At 70.6% G+C, this 25,839-nt stretch carries 19 protein-coding genes and 1 pseudogene; 11 read left to right on the top strand and 9 right to left on the bottom strand.

Annotation, left to right across the window (positions count from 1 at the left end):
- Positions 1–193: 193 nt before the first annotated feature.
- The 4 genes from lanKC (at position 194) to G5C60_RS16015 (ending at position 6,598) form a co-directional block, all read left to right on the top strand.
- Positions 194–2,881, top strand: coding sequence for a class III lanthionine synthetase LanKC (lanKC, locus tag G5C60_RS16000; protein WP_338145831.1), 2,688 nt, complete (start codon positions 194–196; stop codon positions 2,879–2,881).
- The gene (locus tag G5C60_RS16005) at positions 2,844–2,942 is read left to right on the top strand and encodes a SapB/AmfS family lantipeptide (protein ID WP_338145834.1); all 99 of its coding nucleotides are present in this window, start codon (positions 2,844–2,846) and stop codon (positions 2,940–2,942) included. The genes lanKC and G5C60_RS16005 overlap by 38 nt, the downstream gene beginning before the upstream one ends.
- A 96-nt stretch (positions 2,943–3,038) precedes the next feature.
- Complete coding sequence (locus tag G5C60_RS16010; RefSeq protein ID WP_165259652.1) at positions 3,039–4,769, top strand: ABC transporter transmembrane domain-containing protein; 1,731 nt, start codon at positions 3,039–3,041, stop codon at positions 4,767–4,769.
- On the top strand, positions 4,766–6,598 hold the full coding sequence (locus G5C60_RS16015; RefSeq protein WP_165259654.1) for an ATP-binding cassette domain-containing protein: 1,833 nt from the start codon (positions 4,766–4,768) through the stop codon (positions 6,596–6,598). Before G5C60_RS16010 ends, G5C60_RS16015 begins: the two co-directional genes overlap by 4 nt.
- 44 nt (positions 6,599–6,642) lie before the next feature.
- Here the strand turns inward: G5C60_RS16015 and G5C60_RS16020 are convergent, their stop codons facing one another.
- Together G5C60_RS16020 and G5C60_RS16025 are read right to left on the bottom strand one after the other, a co-directional pair.
- Positions 6,643–7,248, bottom strand: a complete 606-nt coding sequence (locus G5C60_RS16020) for a response regulator transcription factor (protein ID WP_165259706.1) — start codon at positions 7,246–7,248, stop codon at positions 6,643–6,645.
- A gap of 287 nt (positions 7,249–7,535) precedes the next feature.
- Positions 7,536–8,038 (bottom strand): annotated as a pseudogene (locus tag G5C60_RS16025) (SAM-dependent methyltransferase); the annotation flags it as partial.
- A 125-nt stretch (positions 8,039–8,163) separates the two neighbouring features.
- Here G5C60_RS16025 and G5C60_RS16030 point away from each other — a divergent pair.
- On the top strand, positions 8,164–10,974 hold the full coding sequence (locus tag G5C60_RS16030) for a SpoIIE family protein phosphatase (RefSeq protein ID WP_165259656.1): 2,811 nt from the start codon (positions 8,164–8,166) through the stop codon (positions 10,972–10,974).
- A 46-nt stretch (positions 10,975–11,020) separates the two neighbouring features.
- On the opposite strand, the gene G5C60_RS16035 is transcribed toward G5C60_RS16030, so the two are convergent.
- On the bottom strand, positions 11,021–11,833 hold the full coding sequence (locus tag G5C60_RS16035) for an SAM-dependent methyltransferase (protein ID WP_165259658.1): 813 nt from the start codon (positions 11,831–11,833) through the stop codon (positions 11,021–11,023).
- A gap of 233 nt (positions 11,834–12,066) precedes the next feature.
- On the opposite strand from G5C60_RS16035, the gene G5C60_RS16040 reads away from it, so the two are divergent.
- Positions 12,067–13,356 carry a PP2C family protein-serine/threonine phosphatase gene (locus G5C60_RS16040; protein WP_338145832.1) on the top strand — a complete coding sequence of 430 codons (1,290 nt, stop codon included), beginning with the start codon at positions 12,067–12,069 and terminating at the stop codon, positions 13,354–13,356.
- Between the two features lie 48 nt (positions 13,357–13,404).
- On the opposite strand, the gene G5C60_RS16045 is transcribed toward G5C60_RS16040, so the two are convergent.
- Positions 13,405–14,292, bottom strand: coding sequence for an MmyB family transcriptional regulator (locus G5C60_RS16045; protein ID WP_165259660.1), 888 nt, complete (start codon positions 14,290–14,292; stop codon positions 13,405–13,407).
- Positions 14,293–14,494: 202 nt separating this feature from the next.
- Between G5C60_RS16045 and G5C60_RS16050 the strand changes: the two genes are divergently transcribed.
- The 3 genes from G5C60_RS16050 to G5C60_RS16060 all read left to right on the top strand — a co-directional run bounded on the left by G5C60_RS16050 (position 14,495) and on the right by G5C60_RS16060 (position 16,063).
- Positions 14,495–14,908, top strand: a complete 414-nt coding sequence (locus tag G5C60_RS16050) for a (R)-mandelonitrile lyase (protein ID WP_165259662.1) — start codon at positions 14,495–14,497, stop codon at positions 14,906–14,908.
- A 37-nt stretch (positions 14,909–14,945) separates the two neighbouring features.
- Positions 14,946–15,272 (top strand): carboxymuconolactone decarboxylase family protein, encoded by a 327-nt coding sequence (locus tag G5C60_RS16055; RefSeq protein WP_165259664.1) that lies wholly within the window; start codon positions 14,946–14,948, stop codon positions 15,270–15,272.
- A 65-nt stretch (positions 15,273–15,337) separates the two neighbouring features.
- The gene (locus tag G5C60_RS16060) at positions 15,338–16,063 is read left to right on the top strand and encodes an SDR family NAD(P)-dependent oxidoreductase (protein WP_165259666.1); all 726 of its coding nucleotides are present in this window, start codon (positions 15,338–15,340) and stop codon (positions 16,061–16,063) included.
- An 88-nt stretch (positions 16,064–16,151) separates the two neighbouring features.
- Here the strand turns inward: G5C60_RS16060 and G5C60_RS16065 are convergent, their stop codons facing one another.
- Positions 16,152–17,438 (bottom strand): cellulase-like family protein, encoded by a 1,287-nt coding sequence (locus G5C60_RS16065; RefSeq protein ID WP_165259668.1) that lies wholly within the window; start codon positions 17,436–17,438, stop codon positions 16,152–16,154.
- 109 nt (positions 17,439–17,547) lie between these two features.
- On the opposite strand from G5C60_RS16065, the gene G5C60_RS16070 reads away from it, so the two are divergent.
- Positions 17,548–19,602 (top strand): glycoside hydrolase family 2 protein, encoded by a 2,055-nt coding sequence (locus G5C60_RS16070; RefSeq protein WP_165259670.1) that lies wholly within the window; start codon positions 17,548–17,550, stop codon positions 19,600–19,602.
- Between the two features lie 56 nt (positions 19,603–19,658).
- On the opposite strand, the gene G5C60_RS16075 is transcribed toward G5C60_RS16070, so the two are convergent.
- Genes G5C60_RS16075 through G5C60_RS16090 form a run of 4 tightly spaced genes read right to left on the bottom strand, consistent with a single transcriptional unit; the run spans position 19,659 to position 24,938 of the window.
- A complete protein-coding gene (locus G5C60_RS16075) occupies positions 19,659–20,558 on the bottom strand; it encodes a carbohydrate ABC transporter permease (protein ID WP_420907378.1) in 900 nt (299 codons plus the stop codon).
- A gap of 29 nt (positions 20,559–20,587) precedes the next feature.
- The gene (locus tag G5C60_RS16080) at positions 20,588–21,532 is read right to left on the bottom strand and encodes a carbohydrate ABC transporter permease (RefSeq protein WP_165259674.1); all 945 of its coding nucleotides are present in this window, start codon (positions 21,530–21,532) and stop codon (positions 20,588–20,590) included.
- Positions 21,529–22,845, bottom strand: coding sequence for an ABC transporter substrate-binding protein (locus tag G5C60_RS16085; RefSeq protein ID WP_241266836.1), 1,317 nt, complete (start codon positions 22,843–22,845; stop codon positions 21,529–21,531). The genes G5C60_RS16080 and G5C60_RS16085 overlap by 4 nt, the downstream gene beginning before the upstream one ends.
- Positions 22,846–22,898: 53 nt before the next feature.
- On the bottom strand, positions 22,899–24,938 hold the full coding sequence (locus tag G5C60_RS16090; protein ID WP_165259678.1) for a beta-galactosidase: 2,040 nt from the start codon (positions 24,936–24,938) through the stop codon (positions 22,899–22,901).
- A gap of 112 nt (positions 24,939–25,050) precedes the next feature.
- On the opposite strand from G5C60_RS16090, the gene G5C60_RS16095 reads away from it, so the two are divergent.
- Positions 25,051–25,812 (top strand): SDR family NAD(P)-dependent oxidoreductase, encoded by a 762-nt coding sequence (locus G5C60_RS16095; protein ID WP_165259680.1) that lies wholly within the window; start codon positions 25,051–25,053, stop codon positions 25,810–25,812.
- The last annotated feature ends 27 nt before the right edge of the window (positions 25,813–25,839 follow it).

The raw sequence follows: 25,839 nt of genomic DNA on the forward strand, positions 1-25,839 counted from the left end.
TGATGTCCCTGCCCCCGCGCTCTGCCATCGTGGGAGGTGAGAAGCACCGGGAAGACGAGGAAGACGGTCAGGGAGACAGGAAGACGGCCTGAGTACCCCGGTCGCCCGTTCCCCGGTGCCCGTTCCCGCCCATCGCCCCGTCACTGCGAGGGCACCCGCTCGGAGAGGGGAGCCCGTCCGGCTGGAGGCTTCCGTGGACAAGCGGTACGAGGTGTACTGCCTCACGCACCCGCGTTTCTACGACGCGCCGCACCACGGCAGGACGCGTGGCTGCTTCCGGCAGGCCCGGCGTCGGCTGCCCGCCTCGTGGGCGCGTGAGGAACTCGGCGAGTGGGTGGTGTGCCGTCCCACCGGCACGGTGCTTCCCTCGCAAGGCTGGAAGATCCACGTGTCGGCGTGCCTGGACAACGCGCAGACGGTCCTGAACGCGGTGTGGGACTACTGCGTCCCGCGCGGCATCGCGTTCAAGTTCCTCCCGGACAAGGAAACCCTGTTCCTCGCCAACGCCAAGTACGCGCATCGCGGGTCGAGCGGGAAGTTCGTGACCGTTTACCCCGTCGACGAGGCCCAGTGCGAGCGTGTGCTCACCGAACTGGGCGCCGTCCTCGACGGCCGGCCGGGACCGTACATCCTCAGCGACCTGCGCTGGAGGGCCGGCCCGCTCTACGTCAGGTACGGGGCCTACGCCGACCGCTACTGCGTGTCGGCCGACGGTGCGGTGGAGCAGGCGGTGGAGGATCCCTCCGGTCGTCTGGTCCCCGATGTGCGCGGCCCCACCTTCCAGGTGCCGGAGTGGGTGCGGCTGCCCGGATTCCTCGAACCCCACCTCGCCGAGAGCCGACGGACCACCGTCACCGACCTGCCCTACCGGATCGAGAAGGCGCTGCACTTCTCCAACGGCGGCGGGCTGTACGCCGGGGTGGACATCCGCACGCAGGAACGCGTCGTCCTCAAGGAGGCCCGGCCGCACGCCGGGCTCACCCCGGACGGCGCGGACGCCGTGACCCGCCTGGAGCGCGAGCGGGAAGCCCTGGAACGGCTGCGCGGCCTGCCCTGCGTCCCCCAACTCCGCGATCATTTCGAACTGGGCGGTCACCAGTTTCTCGTCGAGGAGTTCATCGAGGGCACGGCCCTGCACAACCAGTTCGTCAAGCGCTATCCGCTCGTCGCGTCGGACCCGGGCCCGGCGGCCTTCGCCGACTACGCCTCTTGGGCCCTCGACATACAGCGGCAGGTGGAGAACGCGGTAGCGGCGGTCCACGAGCGGGGCATCGTGATCGGTGACGTGCACACGGACAACGTCCTGGTCCGTCCCGACGGCAAGGTGGTGCTGATCGACTTCGAGGGCGCGTCGGACGTCACGCACGCGCGGCACCAGGTCCTCGCCGCCCCCGGCTTCGTCGCCCCGCGCGCTGCCACCGGCTTCGACATCGACCGGCACGCGCTGGCCTGCCTGAGGCTCTCCCTGTTCATGCCGCTGACGGGCCTGATCGAACTGGACCGCGGCAAGGCGGGACAGTTCGCCAGGGAGGCCGCGCGACTTTTCCCGGTCCCCCGCGATTTCCTCGACGAGGCCGTACGCACCATCACCGGCGACGGCGGGATGGCCACCGGGGCGGACGACGAGCCCCGCCTCGACCCCGACCACTCCGGCTGGCTGCGCACCCGGGAGTCGATCACCGGCGCCATCCTGGCCGCCGCCACACCCGAGCGCCACGACCGGCTTTTCCCGGGCGACATCGAGCAGTTCACCATCCCGGGCGGCGGTCTCGATCTGGCCCACGGGGCCGCGGGCGTGCTGTACGCACTGGACGTGACGGGCGCCGGGCGCCACCCGGACCACGAGGACTGGCTGATCCGGCGCGCGCTCCAGCCGGAATCCGGCAGCCGTCTCGGCTTCTACGACGGCCTGCACGGCATCGCGTACGTCCTCGAACGCCTCGGGCACCACGAGGAGGCCGTCAAGGTCCTCGACATGTGCCTGGGCGAACGCTGGGAGATCCTGCCCCTCGATCTCAAGGGCGGCCTGTCCGGCATAGGGCTCAACCTGCTGCATTTCGCGACCACCACCGGCGACGCCGCCTGCCGGGACGCCGCCCACCGCGCGGCGGACATCGTCGCTGGCCGGCTGGGCCCCGCCGACGGCGTACCGGAGACCAGCGGCGGCACCCACCCGAGAGCGGGGCTGATGTACGGGGCGTCCGGGCCCGCGCTGCTGTTCCTGCGTCTGTACGAGCACGGCGGCGACCCGGCCCTGCTCGACCTGGCCGCCACCGCGCTGCGGCAGGAACTGCGCCGCTGCCTCGTGCGCGAGGACGGGTCGATGGAGGTGAACGAGGGCTGGCGCACCATGCCGTATCTCGCCGACGGCAGCGTGGGCATCGGCATGGTCCTCGACGACTACCTGACCCACCGCGCGGATGAGGAGTTCTCGTCCGCCGCAGACGCGATCCGCAAGGCGGCCAGGGCGTCCTTCTACATCGAACCCGGCCTCTTCGACGGCCTCGCCGGGATGATCCTCCACCTCAGCCGACCGCACCCGCCCGGCACAGCCGCCGCACGTGACCCCGTGATCGCGGACCACGTGCGCCGTCTGGCCCGCCACGCCTGCGTACTCGACGGCCGACTGGCCTTCCCCGGCGAGCAGTTGATGCGGCTGTCGATGGACCTCGCCACCGGGGGCGCGGGCGTCCTGCTCGCCCTGGGCGCCGCCTTCCACTCCCGGCCGACCGGACTGCCGTTCCTGATACGGGACGCGGCCGCACATGAACCTCTCTCGTCCCCACCGAGTACGCGAGAGGAGGTGAGAACACATGTCGCTGCTCGAACTGCAGGGCCTGACCATCGAGTCGGAGACCGGCCAGGCACCGCCGCCAGGTAGCCGGGCAAGCAAGAACTGCTTCAACAACCCGAGCTTCCTCAGCCGGCTCCTGTGCTTCTGACCGCTACGCGGGGGCACTTCAGGCGCCCCCGCCCCCTCCGTACGAACCGCACGAACCCTACGAACCCTACGAACCGTACGTCGACGGGAGCCGCCGGTGGACCGACGTGCGGCGGACCGTCTGCTGCTGGCGGCGGTCCGTCGAGGTGGTGTCTGGGGCGGTGTCCTGGCCGCCGCATCGGTCCTGCTCGCCGGGGTCTACGTCGCTCTGCCCGCCCTCATGGGCCGCTCCGTCGACGCCGTGCTGGGGAACGGCGACACGGCACTGTGGCTGACTCTGTCCGCCGTCGCCGTCACGCTGCTGGTGGTGTGCGACGCCGCAGACGACTACGCGGCCGCCGTAGCCAATGCCCACTCCACGGCCTGGCTCCGGCACACCTTGCTCGGGCACGTCCTCGACATGGGCACCCGTGCCACCCGCCGCTACACCCCCGGCGACCTGGTGGCCCGAATGGTCGGCAACACCGCGCGGGCCGGCAGTGCACCGTCGGGCCTGGTGTGGGCGGTGACCGAACTGATCCCTCCCGTCGGGGCCGTGGTGGCCCTGGCCCTCATCGATCCCTGGCTGTGCCTCACGTTCCTCGCCGGACTGCCGCTGATCGTCGTGGTGGTCGCCGCCTTCGTGCACGACGTCTCCGACCTCAACGACCGCTACTTCGCCACGCAGGGCCGGATCGCCGCCCGGCTCGGTGACGCCCTCACCGGCATCCGCACCATCACCGCCGCCGGGACCACGGCACGCGAAGCCGGCCGGGTGCTGGAGCCGCTGCCCGCACTGCACCGCCACGGCGTGGGCATGTGGCGCGCGCTCGCCAGGGCCTCCGCACGGGACGCGGCGATCGTCCCCCTGCTGGAGGTCGCCGTGCTGGCCGTGGCCGGACTGGGCCTCGCCCAGGGCCGCATCACACCGGGTCAGATGCTTGCCGCGAGCGAGTACGTACTGCTGGCCACCGGCGTGAGTTCGCTGGTGGCGTCGGTGAACCAGCTCGCCTTCGCGCGTGCCACCGCGGGGCGGGTCGCCGAGGTGCTGGGCGAGCCCACGGTGACGTACGGCGGCGCGCGACTGCCCGCCGGGGGCGGCGGGCGGCTGGAGTTCCGCCGGGTGACCGTACGCACCGCTGAGGGCGGCACCGTACTGGACGGCGTCGACCTGGATCTGCCGGCGGGCGCGCTGACCGCCGTTGTGGGGAGCTCCGGATCCGGCAAGTCCGTACTGGCCGCTCTGGCCGGGCGGCTGACCGACCCGGACGCGGGCGAGGTGCGGCTCGACGGAGTGCCGCTGCGCGATGTGGACCGTACAGAGCTGCGGCGGGCCGTCGCGTACGGCTTCGAACGCCCGGCGCTGCTGGGCGAGACCTTCGCCGACGCGATCGCCTTCGGGCCGCGGACGCCCTCGGCCGCGGAGGTGTCGGCAGGGGCCGCCGCCGCACGCGCCGACGCCTTCATCCGGACCATGCCCGAGGGGTACGGCACCCGGCTCACCGCGGCCCCGCTGTCCGGCGGAGAGACCCAGCGGGTCGGCCTGGCACGGGCGTTCGTCCAGGCCGGCCAGTACGGCCGTCTCGTGGTGCTCGATGACGTGACGGCCAGCCTCGACACCGTCACCGAGCACCACATCACTCAGGTACTCACCGGATCCGGGGCGCTCGCCCGCCGTACGCGACTCGTCGTGACCCACCGGGCCTCCACCGCCGCCCGCGCGGACCTCGTCGTCTGGCTCGACGCGGGGCGCGTCCGGGGGCAGGGCACTCACCGCGAACTGTGGGCGGAGCCGGAGTACCGGGCCGTCTTCCGTCCGCGACCGGCACTCCACGGGAGCGTCCGGTGAACCCGGGCCCGCGTGGTCTGCTGCGTTCCACTCTGCGCACGCGGCGCCGGGAGTTCGTACGGCTCACCGGCTGGTCGCTGGTCCAGGCCGTGCCCGCGCTGCTGTCCGGCTTGCTGGTCGCCCGGGCCGTCGATGACGGCTTCCTCGCCGACCGCGGCACCGAGGGCTTCGGCTGGCTCGGGCTGCTGGCCTGCGCCGTGCTGGTCGGCGCCTGGGGCACCCGGCACGCCACGCTCCAACTGGCCGAGATCGTCGAGCCGTTCCGCGACGACCTGGTCGGCCTCGTCACCACCGGCACGCTGCGCCGCTCCGCCCGCCTCGGGCAGCCCGCCGACACGGCCGGCGTGGCACGGCTGACCGAGCAGGTGGAGATCGCCCGCGAGTCGTACGGGGCGGTCGTGATGTGGGTGCAAACCTTCGCTGTCACGGCGGTGAGCGTGCTGCTCGGTCTTGCCGCGCTCAACCCTGTCCTCCTCCTGCTTGTTCTGCCGCCCCTCATGGCCGGCCTCGGCCTCTTCCTGCTGGCCCTGCGGGCGATGGCGGCTCGGCAGCGAGCGGTCGTCCTCGCCGACGAGGCCATCGCCCAGCAGGTGAGCGCGGTGGCCGACGGGCTGCGGGACTTGACGGCGTGCGGCGCCGAGGAACACGTACGCGGTCGGGCCGGCGCCCGTATCGACGAGGCGGCGAGCGCGGCCCGCGCCCTGGCCCGGCTCACCGCCTTGCGAACCGCCGCGCTGGGCGTCGGCGGCTGGCTGCCGATCGTGCTGATTCTGGCTGCGGCCCCCTGGCTGATCCGGAGCGGGGTGACGGCCGGCGGCATCCTGGGCGCCCTGACCTACATCTCCCAGGGCCTGCAACCCGCCCTACGAGGATTCGTCCAGGGCCTCGGCGGCAGCGGCCTGTGGCTGCTGGTCACCCTCACTCGGATCCTGGAGGCAGCGACCCCGGCTCCCCCTACGGTGACAGCGACACCAGCGACGGCCCCGTCCCGGGCTGCCGGTACCGGCGCCGAACCGGGCAATACCCCCTTCGCCGCCGCCAGTACGGCCCTGTCTCCCGCAGCAGCAGCGGGTACGCCGGAGGGAGCGCAGCCCAGAGACGGCGGTGTCCAGTTGTGTGGTGTCACCTTCGGGTACGCCCGTTCCGCCGAGCCGGTCGTCCGGGAACTCGACCTCGCCCTCGCGACGGGCACCCACCTGGCGGTCGTCGGCCCCAGCGGCGCGGGCAAGTCCACCCTCGCCGCGCTCATCGCCGGGGTGCTCCAACCGCAGGCCGGCCAGATCCGCCTGGGCGGTGTCCCGGTCCGGTCCCTGGACACCGGCCGGCTGTCCCGGTCCCGCGTGCTGATCCCGCAGGAGGCGTACGTCTTCGCCGGCACCCTGCGCGAGAACCTCGCCTACCTCCACCCGACGGCCACCCCGTCCGACCTCGACGCGGCGGTCCACGCCATCGGCGCGGATCCGCTCGCCGAACGCCTCGGCGGCTACGACGCGCCCGTGAACCCGGCCCTGCTCTCCGCCGGTGAGCGCCAGTTGATCGCCCTCGTCCGGGCCTTGTTGCCGCCTGCGCGGCTGCTCCTGCTGGACGAGGCCACCTGCCACCTCGACCCGGCCGCCGAGGCGGTCGCCGAACGGGCCTTCGCCTGCCGCCCGGCCACCCTGGTCGTCTGCGCCCACCGGATCAGCTCCGCCCTGCGCGCCGACCTCGTCCTCGTCATGGACGGCCCCCGCTGCCGCCTCGGCACGCACGACCAGTTGATGGCCGACTGCGCCCTCTACCGCGATCTGTTCGGCCACTGGGATCACGTGGCGGCCGACGTACGGCAGTGACCGCGGTGCCGAGTCGGCGCTCCCTACTGGCTACAACACACCGGCTACAACCAGCCCGACTCCCGGGCGATCCGGATCGCGTCGATGCGGTTGCGCGCCCCGGTCTTCCTGGAGACCGCGTTCAGGTGATTGCGGACCGTGCCCACCGACAGTGACAGCCGTTCGGCGATCTCCCGCGTGGGTGTGCCGTCCGCCGCCAGCCGCAGGACCTCGAGTTCCCTCGGAGTCAGCGGGCTCTCCGCCGGGGAAAGCGCCAGCAGCGCCAGTTCCGGGTCGATGAACCGCTGGCCCGCCGCCAGCTTGCGGACTCCCTGGGCCAGGATGTCGCAGGGGCCGTTCTTGTCGATGAGCCCTGCGACGCGCAGCGCCAGCGCCTTTCGCAGAAGGTCGGGGGTCGCCGAGTCGACCACCAGCAGGGTCCGGCACTCCGGCAGCCGTGCGGCCAGCTCCCGCGAGGTGCCGAGCGCCCCGTCGACACCGCCGTCGATGTCGATGACGACCACATCGGGCCGGTACGACAGTGCCCGCGTGACGGTCTGGCTGTACCCCGGTGACGCCGCGACCACCTCGATGTCCTCCTCACGTGTCAGCAGGGCGGCGAGTGCCCCGCGCACCAGGTCTGTTTCCTCGACGAGAAGAACACGGATCAACATCGCTCCCGCCCGGCCCGTACGTGGCCTCCATCGCGCGACGCGCCCCGGACACTCCGACGACGCCATACGAAGTATCTCCAGTTATCTCCCTGATTGCCGGAATCCGCCCCGCCCATGCGCCCGCCCGGCCAAGCGGCCTTGGTCGAGTCCGGTGCGGTACCGCGCCCCGTAAGGGGTGCAGGACTGTGTCGATATGCAGTTCCCCGCGCCCCTTTAGGGGCGCGGGGAACTGCGCGACCAGCCACGACGAACCCGCGGCTTCGAACCGGCCCTCCAGCGGAGCGTTACGGCTTGCGTGCCACGCCCCCCAGAGCGATCACCTCGCCTGAGGTGCCGGCCGTCGCGGGATCGGGGCGCCAGTCGGTGATCGGTACGACGCCGGGCTCCAGCAGCTCCAGGCCGTCGAAGAAGCCGGCGAGTTGCTGCGGGCTGCGCAGGTGGTACGGGGCCGCGCCGCTCTCGTTGTAGAGGCGGGTGGCCTCGGCGTTGGCCTGGTTGGTGTCCACGCTGTCGTTGAACGCGAAGTAGCTGCCGGACGGCAGTGCCCCATCAGCGTGCGGACGATGGCCCGTGCCTCGTCGTAGTCGGCGATGTGCCCGCTGACCTGCATCAGTGTGAGCGCGACCGGCTGGGTGAAGTCCAGCGTCCTGGCCGCCTCCCGCAGCACGGTGTCGGGATCGTGCAGATCCGCGTCGATGTAGTCGGTCACTCCCTCAAGGGTGCTGGTCAGCAGCGCCTGGGCATGGGCCAGTACGAGCGGGTCGTTGTCCACGCAGACGATGCGGGCCTACACCGTAGAGTCGTCGGCCCTGGTCCACCGGCCCTTCGCGGTGAAACCGGACCCGGGCGAGAGGGCTGCCGCAGCGCGTGACACCCTCGCCTCCTGGCATCGGGGAGTGTAGACATGAGCACATGGTCCGCTTCTTGGGTCGATCCTGGGCTCAATCGACCTCCTTTGCCAACGGTCTGCGCGCACGGCGCAGGCGTGCCGGTGCTCGCCGATCGCACAGGCGGAGAGCACGGCAGGCACCGCACGGACCTGTCGGAGGACAAGTGGCACACGCAGACGGATCCCGGCGGAGGCCTGCCGCGGGGTTCCGGTCGACGCTGAGCGGGCGCAGCGTCGCCGCCCAGGTGTTCCTTCTGCAAGTGGTGGTCGTGCTGATGCTGGTGGTGGCCGCGGTGGCGGCGCTGGTGCTGCAAGTGCGACACGACAGCACGCAGGAGGCCCGCAACCGTTCGCTGGCCGTCGCCGAAACGTTCGCCAACGCGCCGGGCACCCGCGAGGCATTGCGCGGTTCCGACCCCTCGGCTGTGCTTCAGCCGCGTGCCGAAGCCGCACGCGAGCAGTCGAAGGTGGACTTCATCGTCGTGATGAACACCGACGGGACCCGCTACACGCACCCCAAACCGGACAGGATCGGAAAGAAGTTCGTCGGGAACACCGAACCCGCGCTGGCCGGCCGCTCCATCACCGAGGAGATCGAGGGAACCATCGGGCCGCTGGTACAGGCCGTGGTTCCGGTCAAGGCGCCCGACGGATCGGTCGTGGGCCTGGTGTCGGCCGGCATCACGACCGCCAATGTGGGCGGCGTCGCGGATCGGCAGCTGCCGATCCTCCTCTCGGCCGCGGCCGCGGGACTTGCCCTGGCCACGGCGGGGACGGCACTGGTGAGCAGGCGACTGCTGCGCCAGACCCGTGGCCTGGGCCCGTACGAGATGACGCGGATGTACGAGCACCATGACGCCGTGCTGCACGCCGTCCGGGAGGGAGTGATCATACTCAGCGGCTCGGGACGGCTGCTGCTCGCCAACGACGAGGCGCAACAACTGCTCGGCCTGCCCGCCGACGCCGAGGGGCGGCACGTCCTCGAGCTGGGCCTCGACGCGGACACCGCAGGCCTGCTGGCCTCGGGACGGGTCGCCACGGACGAGGTGCACCTGGTCGGAGACCGGCTGCTGGCGATCAACCAGCGGCCCACGGACCGCCAGGGCGGCCCGCCCGGCAGCGTCGCGACGCTCCGCGACTCGACCGAGCTGCGCGCGTTGTCCGGAAGGGCCGAGACAGCCCGTGAACGCCTCAAGCTGCTGTACGACGCCGGGGTGGGCATCGGCACGGGCCTGGACGTCACCCGCACCGCCGGAGAACTGGCGGAGGTGGCCGTCCCACGGTTCGCGGACTTCGCCACCGTGGATCTGGCCGACGCCGTTCTGAACGGGGAGGAGCCGACCACGGTGAACACGGTCACCGATCTGCGCCGCACGGCGTTCAGCGGAATCCGTAAGGACGCTCCCCTCTATCCGGTGGGTGAGCGCATCAGATTCGTCCCCTCCTCGCCCCAGGCCCGCAGCCTCAGTACCGGCCAGGCGGTCGTCGAGCCGAACCTCAAGAACGCCCCCGGGTGGCTGGCCCAGGACCTCGGACGTGCCGAGCAGGTCGTCGCGTACGGAATCCACTCACTGATCACCGTCCCCCTGCGCGCCGGCGGACTGGTGCTGGGCGTGGCCAACTTCTGGCGCTCCCAGAAGCCGGAGCCCTTCGACGCGGAGGAGCTGGCCCTGGCCGAGGAACTGGTCGCCAGGGCCGCGATCTCCATCGACAACGCGCGCCGCTACACCCGTGAGCACACGATGGCGGTGACGCTGCAGCGCAGCCTGCTTCCGCGCAACCTGCCCGAGCAGAACGCCCTGGACGTCGCCTACCGCTATCTGCCCGCACAGTCAGGGGTGGGCGGTGACTGGTTCGACGTACTGCCGCTGCCCGGCGCCCGGGTCGCGCTCGTCGTGGGCGATGTCGTCGGCCATGGACTGCACGCCGCGGCCACGATGGGGCGGCTGCGTACCGCGGTCCACAACTTCTCCGCCCTGGATCTGCCGCCCCACGAACTCCTCGGGCTCCTCGACGAGTTGGTGGGCCGCATCGATCAGGACGAGGCGGAGGACAGCGGTGCCGCGATCACCGGTGCCACCTGCCTGTACGCGATCTACGACCCGGTCTCCCAGCGTTGCAGCGTGGCCCGCGCAGGCCACCCGCAGCCGGCGCTGGTCCGGCCCGACGGCAGCGTCGAGTTCCCCGAGGTACCGGCCGGTCTCCCGCTCGGTCTCGGCGGCCTGCCGTTCGAGACGGCCGACCTCGAGCTGGCCGAGGGCAGCCGCCTCGTTCTGTATACGGACGGGCTCGTCGAGGAGCGGGAACGGGACATCGACGTCGGGCTCGAACTCCTGCGCACCACCCTGGCCGGAGCCGACAGATCGCCGGAGGACACCTGCCGGGCCGTTCTCGACGCCATGCTTCCCGCGCGGCAGAGCGACGACATCGCCTTGATCGTCGCCCGCACCCGTGCGCTGGGCGCGGACCGGATCGCCGACTGGCAGGTGCCGTCGGACCCGGCGGCCGTCGCCGACGTACGTGCCTCGGTCACCCGGCAGCTCGCCGAGTGGGGACTGGACGACATGGCGTTCACGACGGAGCTGATCCTCAGCGAACTGGTCACCAACGCGATCCGTTACAGCAGCGGCCCCGTCCGGGTCCGCATGCTGCGCGACCGAAGCCTGATCTGCGAGGTCTTCGACAGCAGCAGCACCTCACCCCACCTGCGCTATGCGGCCACCACCGACGAGGGCGGACGCGGCCTGTTCCTCGTCGCACAGCTCGCCGAACGCTGGGGCACCCGCTACACCCCCACAGGCAAGATCATCTGGGCCGAACAGCCTTTGTCCTGAGGGTTGTCGGGATCACCGCGGTGTGCGGCACATCCCCTTCACGAATTCACGAACGCTTGCGGCCTACGCCCGCGTACACCCAGTACTCCGACGGATTGTCCGGGATCCGGTCCTCCGGGTCCGGTCGCCACAGGGGTACGTGGACGAGGCCGGGCTCCACGAGGTCGAAGCCGTCGAAGAGTCCGAGGATCTCGCCGTGGGAACGAGCGGTGACCGGCGACGAGGCCCTTGACCGGTACAGCTGTCCCACGGCGGCGGCCGTATCCGGGCGGTCCTGGTTCGTGGCATGCGTCAGTGCCAGCCAGCTCTCTTCGGGCAGGGCGTCCCGGAAGGCGGCCACGATGCCGGCGGGGTTCTCCTCGGGCGAGACGAAGTGCAGAATCGTGATCATCAGTACGGCGACGGGCTGCTCGAAGTCGATCAGCTTCCGCACCGGCTCGGACGACAGGATGTCGGCCGGCCGGCGGATATCGGCGTCGACGATGTCGGCGTCCGGATTGTCGGCGAGCAGGGAAGCGCTGTGGGCCACGGCCACGGGGTCGTTGTCCACGTAGACCACCCGGGACCCCGGGCCTGCCGCCTGCGCCACCTCGTGGACGTTGCCCTGGGTGGGGATGCCCGACCCGAGGTCGATGAACTGCCGCACCCCGGCCTCGACCAGAAAGCGCACGGCCCGTCCGAGGAAAGCGCGGTTGGCCCGCGCCAGCGTACGCACCTGGGGGTCGATGGCGGTGAAGGCCGCCAGTGCCTCCCGGTCTATGGCGAAGTTGTGCTGCCCGCCCAGCATCGCGTCGTACATCCGGGCCACGCTCGCCTTGTTGGGATCGGCTCCCTGCGGGAGATCCTCGCTACCCGGCACCGTAACTCCCCACCTGCTCAGAGATCTTGACGCACCATCATATAGTTGCCCACGACGCGCGGCGAGGTGATGTCCATGCCACGCGGCCGGAGCCGGCCCCACCCGGAAAGGCACGACCCCTGCGCAACGAAGCACGCAGAAACCCTGACGAGGCACCCGCCACCGCGTACCCGCGCCGGCGGTCGGCCTTCTCCCCCGCGGCCGATGTCATCGGCTCGGACCTCGACCTGCACGTGACCGGCAACCACATCGTGCACGCGCTGACGCCCGGGTTCTGCGACGCCGCGTCGGTGTACCTGCTGGAGCGCTGGCTCCTGGAGGAGAACGCGTATCTGGCCGCCGACCCGCCCCAGATCGAGGCCCGCCGACTGGCACTGCGCGTGGGATCGGACGCGCCCGAGGACTGGGAAGGGGCGCTGCCGGTCGGCAAGGTGATCGTCTTTCCCCGCGGGACTCCGTACGCACGCGCCCTCGCCACGAGGCAGACGCAACTCCTCGACGGGGTCGACGCCCACACCTCCGAGCGGCTCAGCGCGTCCGCGGGCCAGAACACCCGCATCAACGCCCGCATCAACAACCTCCTGCAGGCGACTTCCTTCCTCGTCGTCCCGCTGCATCTACGAGGCACCGCCGTCGGCTTCATCGCCTGCACCCGCGGCCCGGACGGAGTGCCCTTCTCGGCCGTCGACGCCGTGGCCGTGGAGTCCCTGGCCGCGCGGGCCTGCGTGGCACTGGACAACGCGCGCCGGTACGAACGTGAGCGCCGCACCGCACTCGCCATCCGTCGGAGTCTGCTGCCCGCCACCACCCATGCGTTCGAGGGCTGCCGCATCGCCCATGGCTACCTGCCCGCCGGACAGGACAACATCATCGGCGGCGACTGGTTCGATGTGCTGAAGCGGCCGGGAGACCGGGTCGGCCTGGTCGTCGGGGACGCCATGGGGCATGGCCCCGAGTCGGCCGTCGCCATGATCCAGCTGCGTACGGCCGCCCGCACCCTGGCAGGGCTCGACATCACCCCGGCCGAGCTGATGCGCCGACTCGACGCGCTCGCCTGTGACACCCCGGGCGCCTCCTTCGCCACCTGCATATACGTCGAGTGGGACGCTGAGCGCCACACCTGCACGCTCGTCGGAGCCGGCCACCCGCCCCCGCTGATCCGCGGCCCGGACGGACGGGCCGCGCCGATCACACTCACCAGCGCGGGCCTGCCCCTTGGACTCGGCAAGGGCGCCTATGAACCGACCGTCCTGGACGTGCCCGAACCGGTACTGCTCCTGCTCTACAGCGACGGCCTGGTCGAGTCCCGCGACACCGACATCGACCAGGGCATCGCCCGCCTCGCCGGCCTCCTCGACGCGGCCGCCGCCGACCCCACCGACACGACCGGGCCCACCGACCCCACCGGCCCGGACACACTGCGATCCCTGTGCCGACGGCTCCTTCACACCACGTCCGCCACGGAGGGCGGCGCGGACGACCGGACACTGCTCCTCGCCGAACTGACACCCGCGAAGCATTGACTGCACGATCCGTTCATCGCCGCCGACAGCACGACCCGCACCTAGTGCTCACCGATCCTGTTGGCCGGAGGGGTGACCGGTGGGCTCGGCATTCTCGGTGGCGGCCCAGGCCGCGAGGAGTTGTAGGGCGTCGTGGTCGGGAGTGTGCGGTGCGGCGCTGTACGCGGTCAGGGTCAAGCCGGGCTGTGCGGGCAGTTCCATGGCGTCGAAGTCGAGGGTGAGGACGCCGACGGCCGGGTGCCGGAAGGACTTACGGCCGGTGTGGTGCAGACGTACGTTGTGTTTGGCCCAGGCGGTGCGGAACTCCTCGCTGCGGGTGACGAGTTCGCCGATGAGTCCGGTCAGCTCGCTGTCGTGCGGGGCGCGTCCGGCCTCGGTGCGCAGCAGGGAGACGGTGGTGTTCCGGGACTCCTCCCAGTCGGGGAAGAAGTCGCGGCCGTGCGGGGTGAGGAACTGGAAGCGGGCGATGTTGGCCGTCGCGGTGGTGGGGTCGGGGAAAAGCGGGGAGTAGAGGGCGCGGCCGAGGTGGTTGGTGGCGAGGATGTCCAGACGGCCGTTGCGGATGAAGGCCGGGGAGTCGGTCATGGAGTACAGGACGCGCAGGACGCTGTCGGGTAGTGGCCCGCTTGCGCGCTTGCGGCGGGTGGGGCGCTTGGCCGCGGTGCGGGCCAGGTCATAGAGATGGGCGCGTTCGGCGTCATCGAGCTGGAGGGCGTTCGCCACGGAGTCGAGGACTTCTTCCGAGGCCCCGGCGAGGTGCCCGCGCTCCAAGCGGACGTAGTAGTCGATGCTGACGCCGGCGAGGAGGGCGACTTCTTCGCGGCGCAGGCCCGGCACGCGCCGGTTGCCGCCGTAGGCGGGCAGGCCCGCCTGCTGCGGGGTGATCTTGGCGCGGCGGGAGGCCAGGAACTCGCGGATGTCGCTCTCGGTACTCACGCATTCCAGGCTAGATCGGACGGCGCACGCGTGGGGGGTCCTGTCAGTACCTGTAATGACAGCCCCTTCTTCAGCTCATTGCGCTGCGGTTTCCTCGATTGTGGCGGCTGTTGAGGATGCCGGATGCCTACGGGAATGCCGGGTTCGCCGCGGCTGCCGGAGGGCCTTGTCGTACAACCCCGCACAATCTGAGAGAGACACCATGGAATTCGTGAAGCAGCAGGCCACCAGCAAGGCACCCGTGGACTGGTTCACCGGTGACGTCTGGTTCGACCAGATCTACGCGGGCCAGGAGCCGTCCCGGATGTACGCCAACATGGTCCGCTTCTCGCCCGGCGCCCGTACCCACTGGCACGTCCACGCACTGGGCCAGACCCTGCACGTCGTCTCCGGCATCGCCCTGATCGGAACCCGCGACGGCACCGTCTTCGAGGCCCACCCCGGCCAGACCGTCACCTGCCCCCCGAACGAGGAGCACTGGCACGGCGCCACCCCCGAACGCTTCATGGAGCACATCGCCATGTGGGAGGCCAAGCGCGACGGCGGCGAGGAGGTCATCTGGAACGAGCCGGTCACCGACGAGCAGTACCACCGCACCCGCACTCGCAGCCACTGACCCGGCAGCTCGCTCCCGACCAGCGAAAGGATCTTCAGTGACCGACCAACCCAGGCAGATCGGCGGCGGACGCCGCATGATCGGCGATCTCGCTCCGAAGCTCGCCGAGCTCACCGACGACGTCTTGTTCGAGGACGTCTGGAATCGCACCGAGCTGGCAGCCCGCGACCGCAGCCTGATCACCGTCGCCGCCCTCGTCGCCGGCGGAGACGCCGATCAGCTCCGCTTCCACCTCGGACAGGCGAAGGAGAACGGCGTCACCGAGACCGAGCTCATCGAGGCGATCACCCATCTCGCCTTCTACACCGGCTGGCCCAAGGCCATGACGGCGATCATGACCGCGAAGCAGGTCTTGTCAGTCTGAGTGGCACTACGGTGACCTCGCGTCACCGAACCCGGGCGGGCGACCATGAACGGAAGGAGACACTCGTGAGCCGGATCCTGGTGACCGGTTCCGCGGACGGCCTTGGCCATGCCGCGGCGGATTCGCTGTTGGCCGCGGGACACGACGTGGTGGTGCACGCCCGGAACCGGGAGCGCGCGGCGCGCCTCGATGCGCTGGCCGACCGTGGGGCGCACATCGTGGTGGGCGATTTCACGGAGCGTGACGCCGTACGGCGCATCGCCGCCGAGCTGAACGACGCGAAGCCGTTCGACGCGGTCATTCACAACGCCGGCGTGTGGAGCGGACCGGCGGTCATGCCGGTCAACATCATCGCGCCGTACCTGCTCACGGCCCTGCTGCGCGGGCCGCGCCGTCTGGTGTACCTGAGCAGCGGCTCGCATTTCGGTGGGCGCCCCTCGCTCACCGGGGTCGACTGGCGGGGAGAGAGCGCGGGCTCGTACTCCGACAGCAAGCTGTTCGTCACGGCGCTCGCGGCCGCGGTGGCCCGCCTGCGCCCCGGGGTGCTGAGCAACGCCGTGGATCCGGGCTGGGTGCCGACGAAGATGGGCGGTCCTGGCGCACCGGACGATCTGGAACTCGGCCATCGGACGCAGGAGTGGCTCGCGTCGAGCGACGATCCCCAGGCCCTGACCACCGGCGGGTACTGGTACCACCGCGAGCGGCGGCAGCCTCACCGCGCGGTCCACGACGAGGCGTTCCAGGACCGCCTCCTGCAGACGTTGGCCGAGGAGACGGGCACCGCACTCTGAGCAGACGCCGAGCGCGGACGCCGGCCAGCCGGTCGCGGGAAGAGCCGCCGTCGCCGGCTTCCCGTCCGGGAGCGCGCAGTTACCTATCTCAGCCGGCGGTGATGCGTGCGTTGAGCCTGCGCATCCAGTCCCGGTCGGTGTGCCACATGGGGTGGTGGGGTGCCGCGTTGGAGGTCGGTACGACGCCCCAGAAGCCCGCCTCGAGGCATCGGTCGACGAGGAACTCGGTGAGGTCCTTGCCGACTGCGTCCTCCTCGAAGCGTGCCAGGAGCGGGGTGTACCCCACCACGCCTTCGCCGAGGACCGCGGGCATGCCACGGCGGCGGGCGAAGCCGGCGACCGCGTCGACCCACAGGGTCAGGGTCTGCCGCATGGCCTCCCGGTGCGGCAGATAGTTCTCGTAGAGCCACAGGTCCCAGCGGTCGGGGTCCACCCAGTCGTGGACGTAGAACAGTTCACGCGGGATTCCGGTGGCCGCCAGCCGCCACGGCTCGTCGGGGTGGTAGTCGTCGAAGGGCGGGGCGTCCTGGCGCAGCATGCCGAGCAGTTCGGGTGTTGGCCAGGTGGCCGCCTTCGGGGCCTCCTCGGTGCCGTGACCGAGCCCCACGGCTTGGTACAGCGCTCCGAGCACGCCGTAGACGTAGAAGTGGAAGTGAGCGACCTGCGCCTGCTCCGGCAGGTCGTCGAGTTCCAGTGGCCAGGGCTCTCCCAGCGAGTAGGTGACGGGGATGCCCGGGTGGCGTTCCCTCAGCAGTTTCACGGCGCGGCCCACGGGGTCGCGCAGCCGGGCGTAGTGGGTGGTGCCGTCGTTCGGTACGAGGGAGCAGTTGTCGACCTCGTTGTGCACCTCGACGTAGGCGACGCGGTCGTCGAGCCCGCGGTCGACGAGGAAGTCCAGCAGCCCGGCGAGTGCTTCGGCCATCACCCCGGCGCGCTCCGGTGCGGGAATCGCGGCCAGTGCCCGGTGCCAGTCGTCGCTGTCGGCGAAGCACGGGGACTGCTGGTACTCCCAGGAGGACACGATCACCCGGCAGTCGTGCCGGGCGGCCGCCTCGAACAGCTCGACCAGGCGTCGGCGGCCGTCCAGTTCATAACCGCCGCGCACGTTGTACCAGCGGGTGCGTTGCCCGAACCGCTCGCCGAGGCCGCGGACCCGGAGGGATTCCGCGGCGGGGACGCGGCCGGAGAACAGCAGGAAGGGCATCGCGCAGATCCGCACGGTGTTGAAGCCGCGGTCCACGGCCTGTGCGAAGGCCTCGTCGAGGTCGGCGAACGGCTCGCCGGGACCTGCCTGCGTGTACCAGCTGAAGTCCCAGAGGGTGATGGCGAGTCGGTCGGTGACCTCGCCAGGGGACGAGTGTTCCAGTGCGGTCATGCCGACGACGCTACATCAATTCATTAATTATGAATACTTCTTGACAGTGATCCGCTGGGTGCCCAGGCTCTTGGGGCGAACGGACCCGCCGCATCGAGGAGTTCACGTCATGACAGATCGCCACCTGTCCCGGCGCACCGTCGTCGCCGCGCTCGGCGCCGCCGGCTGCGTAGCCCTGCCGGCCTGGCCGGACCAGGCCTCGGCGGCCACCCGTGAAGCCACGGCCCCACCGGACGGCCCCGTGCTCGACACCCACCCCGCCACCGAGCCGTCCGGCACGCATGTGCGCGACGTCGGCGGCACCAACGTCGTCTTCCAGTACGGCGCGGTGCTTCCGGGCTTCGACGGCTGGCGCACCCGTGAACCCACCCGCGAGTACCTGTCCCTGGACCGGCGCTGGCGGTTCCGCTTCGACCCCCGCAACCGTGGACTCGACGAGGGGTGGCAGTCCGCGCGCCTCGACGACAGGGCATGGACACTCATCGACGTCCCGTCGGCCTGGGACCTGCTGGACACGCCCGGATTCGGCTCGCAGGACGCCCCCTTCGGCAAGGGCACGGCGTTCGCCGACGGCTACGCCTGGTACCGCACCGAGGTGGACGTTCCCCCGTCCTGGCGCGCCCGCCATGTGCGCATCGCCTTCCTGGCCGCCGGGTACAGCGCCGAGGTGTGGCTCGACGGCCGGTACCTCGGCAAGCACGAGGGGGCCAACTCCCCCTTCGCGCTTCCGGTTTCGGAGGCGCTGCGGCTGGGGACGCGGCAGACGATCGCGGTACGGGTCTTCCGCCGGGCGAACTACGCCGACTACACCGCCACACCCCCGCAGGCCGTCACCGACGACCACGAGATCCCGTACAAGCCGGTCGACTACTGGCCTTACGCGGGCCTGACCCGGTCCGCCTGGATCGAGGCCGTCCCGCAGGTCACCATCGCCAAGCTGCTCGCCGTCGGCGCGAGCGGGAGGCTGGAGGCACGAGCCGTCGTCGAGAACCACGGCGCTTCCGACTTCGACGGCCGCCTCGCACTGGATCCAGGTCGCGGGAGCGGCGGCCTGCCCACCGTCGTCGCGGCGCGGATTCCGGCACGATCCGTCGGCGTCGTGACCGTCTCGGTGCCCATACCCGGCGCACCCGCATGGAGCCCGGGTTCGCCGCACCTGCTCACCGCACGCGCCACGCTCACCGCAGGCAGGCCGGGGGGTGGACAGGTGGACACGCTGTCCACGCGCTACGGAGTGCGTGAGTTGTCGGTCGTGGGACCCGAACTGCGGTTGAACGACAGGCCGTTGTTCCTCAAGGGTCTGAACTGGCACGAGGAGACCGCCGCACACGGCAGGGCCATGACGCCGGCCGAGTACGACAGGGAACTGGGCCACGTCCGGGCAGTGGGCGCCAACTTCATCCGCAACTGCGTCTACAACCGCCATCCGTACGTCTACGACTGGGCGGACGAGCACGGCGTGATGGTCATGGACGACATCGACACCATGTGGCTCAACACCGCCCAGGAGAAGCTGCAGACCGACCGCTACGGCCTCGCCCGTGCCCTGGCCCTGACGATGGCGTGGAACCAGCACAACCACCCCTCGGTGATCCTCTGGTGCCTGCAGAACGAGTCGGAGATCGATGCCGACGGTGCCCCGGTCTACCGCGCCTGGCTCGCCGATATGAAGGCGGCCGTGAAGGCGGTCGACCTCACCGCCCGCCCTGTGACGTGGGCTTCCAACACCAGCAACGACCCCGCCTTCGACCTTGCCGACGTGATCGGGTTCAACGAGTACTTCGGATACTTCTACGGCGAGGACGCCGACCTCGGCCCTGCTCTGGACGCGGTGCACGCGAAGTACCCCGACAAGCCGATCCTGATCACGGAGAACGGCACCTGGTCGGAGGCCGGCCACCACGGCCCGAGCGCCACGGAGGGCACCGAGGAGTGGCAGGCCGCCTCCTTCACCGCCCACTGGACCCAGGTGGCCGCGCGCAGCGAGTTCGTCGCGGGCTTCACGTACTGGGTTCTCAAGGACTACAAGCAGCGGGCCGGATACAACCAGGACCACAACGGCATCTCCGTCATGGGCCTGCTCACCTTCGGCGAAGAGCGGCCCAAGCTCGTCCATGAGACGTTCCGGAAGGCGGACAACCCGAGGGCAGGGCAAGGGACGTGAGCGGACCGGTGGCGAGGGTCCGGCGGTTTGCACCGGACCCGCGCCACCGGTGCGGGTCAGCCCTTGACGCTGCCCTGGGTGAGGCCCGAGCGCCAGTAGCGCTGCAGGACGAGCATCGCGGCGGCCAGCGGGAGGATGGAGAGGAACGCTCCGCCCACCGTGAGCTGGTTGAGCTCGGGAATGCGGTTGGCCGCTGCCTGCCAGGTCGTCAGGCCCAGGGTGATCGGGTACTTGCGGTCGTCCGAGAGCATGACCAGCGGCAGGAAGTAGTTGTTCCAGATGCCGACGAACTGGAAGAGGAAGACGGTCACCAGCGCGGGCGTCATGGTGCGCAGGACGAGGGTGCCGAAGATCCGCCACTCGCCGGCGCCGTCGACGCGGGCCGCCTCCAGCATCTCGGCCGGTACCGCCGCCTCCGCGTAGATCCGGCACAGATAGACGCCGAACGGGCTGACCATGCTGGGGATCAGCACGGCCCAGTGGGTGTTGGCCAGGCCGACCTCACTGAACAGCAGGTACATCGGCAGGGCGAGTGCGGTGCTGGGCAGCAGTACGCCGGCCAGTACGACCTTGAAAACCGCCTCCCGCCCACGGAACCGGTAGACGGCGAGGGCGTAGCCGGCGGCACCCGCGAGCAGGGTGGCCAGCGCGCCGCCCACTCCCGCGTACAGGATGCTGTTCCACGTCCAGCTCCAGAAGATGCCGTCGCTGTAGGAGAAGACCTGCGAGAGGTTGTGCAGCCACTGCGGGTCGGAGAACCACAGTCCGAAGGTGCCGAAGAGGTCGGCGCTGCTCTTGGTGGAGGCCACCAGCAGCCAGTAGACGGGCAGCAGGAAGTACAGGGCCGCGACGGTCAGCAGCGCGACCAGCAGGATCCGCGAGGGCTTCGGTCCACGGCGCGGCCTGCCGTCACGGCGCTCGCCGGCGGCCCGTGGCGGGTGGGCGGAGGTGGCCACCGGCTTCTTGATGCGGGGTGTGGACACGCTCACCGTGCATCCCTTCTTCCCTTGCGGTTCACCAGGCTGAGGAAGCCGAAGGACAGCACGCTCGCCACCAGGGCGAGGATCACCGACTCGGCCGCGGCGAGGTAGATGTTGTTGTTGGCGAAGGCCTCGTTGTAGGCGCTCAGGTTCGGGGTGTACGACGTGCTGACCGCCGGGGTCAGCGGCTTGATGACCAGTGGTTCGGCGAACAGTTGCAGGGTGCCGATGATGGAGAAGACGCCGGTGAGCACGAGGGCGGGCCGGGCCAGGGGGAGCTTGATCCGGATCGCCGTCTGCCAGGCGCCGGCCCCGTCGATGCGCGCGGCTTCGTAGAGCTCCTGCGGGATCGCCTTGAGCTGGGCGACGATCACCAGCATGTTGTAGCCGGCGAACTCCCAGATCACGATGTTGGCGATGGACCACAGCACGCTGTCGTAGCCGAGGAAGTCCGGAGCGAGACCGACCCTGTCGAGCAGGTCGACGACCGGGCTCACGCCCGGCACGTACAGGAAGCCCCACAGGATCGAGGCGATGACGCCCGGAACGCCGTACGGCAGGAAGTAGGCGGCGCGCAGGATGCCGGCCCAGCGGTGGGAGAGCGTGTCCAGTGCCAGTGCCAGCGCGGTGGACAGCAGCAGCATCACCGGGATCTGAACGATGCCGAAGAGCAGGACCCGCGCGAAGCTCTCCAGGAAGGCCGACTGCTGAAGGGCGAGGGTGTAGTTGTCGAGACCGGCGAAACCGAGGGTGGCCGGGCCCAGGCCCAGCGGGCCGGAACGGGCCGGTGTGAGGAGGCTCTGGTAGACGGCGTAGCCGAGCGGAAGCACGAAGGTGAACAGGAAGAGGGCGACGAAGGGGAGCAGGAACCCCCATGCCGCCCGGTCGGGGCGGGCGGAGCGCCGGCTGCCCGGTGCGGACGTCGTCGTCCGGTCGGTCGTGGTGCTCATCGCGCGCTCCTCGCCGTCAGGCCCTTGGCCCGCAGGTTGTCCACGGTGCTCTTCTGGGCGTCGGCCAGCGCCCCGGTGAGAGAGCCGTCTCCGGCGATGGCGGCGCCGAAGGAGTCCTGGAGCTGGGAGAAGTCGGCGTCCGTGGTGGGCGACCACTTCCAGGAGGTGTCGATGGCCCGGTCGGAGACGGTGAACACGTCGTTGTACCGCTGTCCGCCGAAGAACGGGTCGGGCTTGTCGAGGGCCGATCCGCTGAAGATGCCGGTGGCAGCGGGCCAGCCGTAGCCGACGGAGACGTTCAGGTCGACGGCCCGGCGGTCGGTGTTGATCCAGTGCGCGAACTGCAGCGCCTCACGCGGGTGACGGGAGCCCTGGAGGATCGCGGTGGACGATCCGCCCCAGTTGGCGGAGGCCTTCTGCCCGGCCTTCCACTGGGGCAGCAGGGCGACCCGCCACTTTCCCGCGGTGTCCGGCGCGTTGCCGCGCAGCAGGGCGTCGCCCCACTGAGGCCCGACCCAGGCGGCGATCTGTCCGGTCTGGACATGCCTGTACCAGGCGTTGGACATGTCGGGTTCGACGAAGACGAGGTCGTCGCGGACCATCCTCTCCCAGTAGTCCGCGACCTCGCGGGAGAGATCGTCGTCCATGTCGACGACCCAGGTGTCGCCCTCGGTACGCACCCATCGTGCGCCGCGCTGCCAGCACATCGCGGCGAACCAGCTGGGCTGGTTGGGGGCGAAGGCGCACAGCCTGGCACCGTCGCCGCGGGCCTTGACCACGCGGGCGGCGTCCTCGAACTCGGCCCAGGTGGCGGGGGTTTCGATGCCCCACTTCGCGAAGAGGTCCCGGCGGTAGAAGAGCCCCATCGGGCCGGATGCCTGCGGGACGGTGTAGACCTTGCCGTCGAAGACGCCCTGCTGCCACTGCCACGGCACATAGCTGTCGCGCAGGTCGTCGGCTCCGTACTCGCTCAGGTCGGTCAGGCCGTTGACCAGCATGAAGCTGGGCAGCTCGTGATACTCGACCTGCGCCAGGTCCGGAGGGTTCCCGGCCGTCAGCGAGGCGTGCATCTTCTGGTAGCCGCCGGTCACGTTCTGGGGGATGGTCTGCATCTCGACCTGGATGTCGGGGTGCGTCCGGTTCCACAGGTCGACGGTCTTCTGCATCGGTACCCACGTCCAGAAGACGAGTCTGACCTTCTGACCGGGGCGTGTGCGTGCCTGCGTGGTCGTACGTGCGGCTCCGACGGTCTGTCCGCAGGCGGTGAGGGCGGGGGCGGCGATCGCCGTCCCCGCCGCGGCAGCCCACCGCAAGAAGGACCGTCGCGCGGGCCTTGATGTGTCCAATGTGTGTCCCTTGCTTGTGCCTAAGGCTTGTTCAGTACGGCGGCTCCGGCCCCCGGCAGCGTGATCCGGTCCGAGGGGCCTGTCCCGGGAGTGAGGGCGTCTGTCATCGGCTCTGGCAGTCGGACCGAGACCTGCTCCGACCCGTGGTTGAGCAGGAAGAGGAAGCGTCCGCCGTCGCCTTCGCGGACGGTCGCCTGCACCTGTTCGGGAAGCCCGGCCAGGACGGGGCCGACACCCGCCGTGCGGCACACCTCGTCCGTCAGGGCCCGCATGGCCTGTGGTGCGAGGCGCGTCGCGACGTACCACGCGCTGCCCTGCCCGAAGGAGTTACGTGTGACCGCCGGCTGTCCGGTCAGTGGGCCTGAGTCGAAAACGGCCACCGGCTGTGCGTCCTCGGGTACGACGACTTCCGACCACAGGTCGGCCTGTCCGACCGTGCCGTCGTGGTGCCGTACCTTCACCGAATCCTGCTCCCGCAGCGGCCAGAACTCCTCGACGCGCAGGCCCAGTACCTCGCGCAGCGGTGCGGGGTATCCGCCCAGGTGCACCCGGTCGCAGTCGTCGACGATGCCGGAGAAGAAGGACACCAGCAGATGGCCGCCGCCGCGCACGAAGTCGGTGAGACGTTCGGCGTCCCGCTCCCGCAGCAGGTAGAGGTTGGGTACGACGACGAGGCGGTAGCCCGACAGATCGCGGTCGGGCGGTACGACGTCGCAGGCGACGCCCGCCTCGAACAGCGGGCGGTAGTGCGCCAGGGCGATGTCCGTCTGGTCCAGTGCGGTGGACGGGTGCGAGTCGAGTTCCAGTGCCCGCCAGCTGTTCCAGTCCATGACCAGGGCGACGTCGGAGGTGCACCGGGTGCCGGCGATCTGCGGCACCGAGGCGAGTTCGCGGCCCAGTTCACGCACCTCGTGGAAGGTGCGGGTGCCGGTGCCGCCGTGCGGGAGCATCGCCGAGTGGTACTTCTCGGCGCCGCCCCGGGACTGACGCCACTGGAAGTACAGCACCGCGTCGGCGCCCTGGGCGACCGCCTGCCAGCTCCACAGGCGCATCCGCCCCGGCGGCTTGGGCCCGTTGCGGTCGCGCCAGTTCACCGCGCTGGGCGCCTGTTCCATCAGCATCCACGGCTGACCGCCGCGGGCGGACCGGGTCACGTCGAAGATGAAGCCGGCCGCGATGTGGGTGTCCTCCTCGTGCGGGTCCTGGTAGACGTCGACCGAGACGACGTCCTCCTCGGCCGCCCACCGGAAGGCGTCGACCGGCTTGTTCACCCCGATGAAGTTCGTCGTCACGGGGACGTCCGGGGTGATCCGCCGCAGTACTTCCTTCTCCGCCAGGTAGCACCGCAGCAGTGCGTCGTCGGAGAACCGGGCGAAGTCCAGCTGCTGTGCGGGGTTGGGGAAGGTCGGCGCCAGCCGTGGCGGCAGCACCTCGTCGAAGGTGTCGTACCGCTGCGACCAGAACGCCGTCGACCAGGCGTCGTTGAGGGCCTCGACGGTGCCGTACCGGTCGGACAGCCAGCGGCGGAAATCGGCCGCCGACTCGTCGCACCAGCACATCGCGGTGTGGCAGCCGTACTCGTTGCCGATGTGCCACGTCTCCAGCGCCGGGTGGTCGGCGTACCGGCCGGCCAGCTGCTCGACCAGGCGCGTCGCGTAACGGCGATAGACAGCGCTGGAGGGGCAGTAGTGCTGGCGCCCGCCCGGCCACATACGGCGGCCGTCGGCGGTCTCGGGAAGGATCTCGGGGTGCAACCGGGACAGCCACGGCGGCGGGGACGCCGTCATGGTGGCCAGGCACACGGCCACGCCCGCCCCGGCCAGGTTGTCCATGACCCGGTCGAACCAGGTGAAGTCGTACTCCCCCGGCCTCGGCTCCACCTTGGCCCAGGAGAAGATGCCGGCCGTCACCATGGAGACGCCCGCCTCCTTCATCAAGGAGACGTCCTCGGCCCACACCTCCTCGGGCCACTGCTCGGGGTTGTAGTCGCCGCCGAAGGCGATACCGGCGGGGCGCAGGCGGCGCCGCGCGTCGATTGCTGTGGGGTCTGCCTCTTGCATGGCGGTCAGTCTTGAAGCGGCACCTCGACCCCGTCAAGATATATTCATAATTAATTGAAACAGCTATGGTGGTCTCAGCATCGGAAGGGAAGCCGGAAGGGAAGAGCGTGTGATGACGGACTGCCGCAGGTTGGCCGGACGGGTGGCGGTGATCACCGGCGCCGCCCACGGCATCGGCGCCGCGACGGCCCGCAGACTCGCGGACGAGGGCGGCCTGGTCGTGCTGACGGACGTGGACGACGCCGCGGGGAAGACGGTCGCGGCGGACATCATGGCGAGCGGAGGGCACGCGGAGTACCTGCGCTGCGACGTCACCTCCGCCGCCGACTGGGAGGACCTCGGCCGCCACGTCCGCGAGCGCTACGGGCGGCTGGATGTGCTGCACAGCAACGCCTTCGCCCAGCTGAACAAACCCGCCCACGAACTGACCGAGGCCGAGTGGGACGGACAGATGGCCGTGCTGCTGAAACCCGCCTGGCGCGCGATGAAGACCTTCGGGGCCCTCCTGCGCGAGGCGTCGGGGTCCGTCGTCCTCACCTCCTCGGTGCACGCGGTCATCGGCCTGCCCGGCCATGCCGCGTACGCCGCGGCGAAGGGCGCGCTGTGCTCACTGGGACGGCAGCTGGCGGTCGAGTACGGGCCGCACATCAGGGTCAACACCGTGCTGCCCGGCCCCATCCTGACCGCGGCATGGGACGGCATCCCGGAGAGCGACCGGGGCCGCAGTGTGGCGGCCACGGCGGCCAAGCGGTTCGGGCAGCCGGAGGAAGTGGCCGCCGCGGTCGCCTTCCTGGCGTCCGACGACGCCTCCTACGTGACCGGCGCGAGCCTCGTGGTTGACGGAGGATGGAGCGTCATGAAGGAGTCCTCGTGACGGGCACACCCGACACCGCGTGCGGTG

The organism is Streptomyces scabichelini (assembly GCF_011045015.1).
Lineage (GTDB): Bacteria > Actinomycetota > Actinomycetes > Streptomycetales > Streptomycetaceae > Streptomyces > Streptomyces scabichelini.